Origin of the sequence: Psychromonas aquimarina ATCC BAA-1526 (assembly GCF_000428725.1) — a bacterium.
Lineage (GTDB): Bacteria > Pseudomonadota > Gammaproteobacteria > Enterobacterales > Psychromonadaceae > Psychromonas > Psychromonas aquimarina.
This window is the reverse complement of sequence record NZ_AUAM01000126.1, coordinates 1-1,735: the sequence shown is the minus strand read 5'-3', so window position 1 is coordinate 1,735 and position 1,735 is coordinate 1. Positions and strand designations below refer to the sequence as shown.

The window sequence follows — 1,735 nt, the reverse complement described above, 5'->3', positions numbered from 1 at the left end:
AGGTTTATTTTGCAAGACAAAGGTTCGCCACATAACTTGGGTTGATCACTTAAGAAACTAGGTTGTGTGTCCAGTCAATGGGATCCATTTCTGTCAAAGTTAAAAGCATATAACGTTGATTTTTCAGAAGTAAAAGATATTGAAGACAAAAAAGAAATTCTTAAATTTAAAAAAGAAGAACTTCATTATGAAGATAGTGATGTTTTAGACGACTTTAAACATGGAGATTTTAATAGAATTCTTGAAATATTACTTTATGAAAAAAGAGTATTTATGGATGGAGAGCCGTTTGGTGAAAACGTTGCGAGCATTAGAGATGTAATTAACATATATCCTGATATTTGGGGTGATATGTTGGCTTTTGCGGGTATTTCTCTAAAACGCAATGATTTTACTATTACGGTCGATGGTAAGCCTCCTATTATGGACGATGATTGTGAATTTAATACCATCGAAATTAAATTTGCATTTAAGGGAAATAGTTTTTCTTACAAATATGTGCGTGATGAACTTTATACTAAGATGTTAGATTATCAAGTATTTGAACATATTGAACGTTTTTTACATGAACAAGATAAAGACCTATATTTTTTAATTTTAAATAGTGACTTCGGTGATACTTATTTCTTATTACCTTTTGACCTTGTTGAAGAGTTTGATAAATACAAAGAAAGCCTTTGATATCAAAACTATATCTTTCCAAATATAACAAGTGCAATCAATCGGACGCATAAACGGTTGTCATCGTTTTTGCTATAACAAAAAGCCTGCAAAAACAACGCCAACCTATGCGCCGTTGTTGCAGGCGTTAATCGCCTTTAAATTTAAAGGTGTTATTTGCTGAATAATGTAAGTGCGTTTTGTATGACATGCTTTGTGAAATGCTCGTAAAGCGTAGTATTCGCTGTTTTGTAAATATGCTCATTCAGCCAAAGTAAAGTTGATGCCGCTAATAGCGTTTTAACTTTTATAAAAGCCGAAAGCTTAAAACACATTATCTGAGTTTTCTGTAAAACCGGGCTTCATTTAAAGTGGTGTGTTTAGCAAAACCAAGAGCGGTGAAACCAGCTCAGTAATTATTAACCGTTGGCGACATCGTTGTCTGCCACGGCATTAACAAGGCAAAGCAATCAGACGCATAACGGCTTGTCATTGTTTTTGCTAAAAACAAAAGCCAGCAAAAACACCGCCAAACCTATGCGCTGTTGTTTGCGGCGTTAGATTGCAGTTTTAGTCACTATTATCGAGGTGAAATAATGTTATTTAAAAATACTGTTTTAATGGTATGTATGTTTTTTCCAATACTCTCGTATGCTAAATCTACAAAGGTTGGTGGGGATGTTTTGATCCCTCGTTCTACTACTGAGAAGTGCCAATATTACTTAGTAAAGTCGGAACATATCAAAGGAAATCTTAGAGTAATACATAAGCAAGTGTGCCCTAAAAATGAGTACTATAGTGGTGTCGGCTTTTCTATTACAGATATAAATTGTAAAAGTAAGCGGTATAAGAGTCTTGGTTATGGTGATGACTCGATATCAAATATTAATTTATATAAAACGACTAAATGGACTAGTTTGATTGCTGGATCGAGCAAATCTGACCTAGTCAATTTCATGTGCAAATAGATTTGTTGCAACCTAACTAATAAGGATAGGTCGTGTGAGCAGCGCGAACCACGACTTAATCCTATTGTTGGACAAGCCCGGGCGTTTATTTCTGCTGTTTATAGTAA

General features: G+C 34.5%; 1 protein-coding gene. It reads left to right on the top strand.

The annotated features are described in order from the left end of the window. Nucleotides 1–66 precede the first annotated feature (66 nt). Complete coding sequence (locus G337_RS0119240; protein ID WP_028865297.1) at nt 67–681, top strand: hypothetical protein; 615 nt, start codon at nt 67–69, stop codon at nt 679–681. Nucleotides 682–1,735: the final 1,054 nt, after the last annotated feature.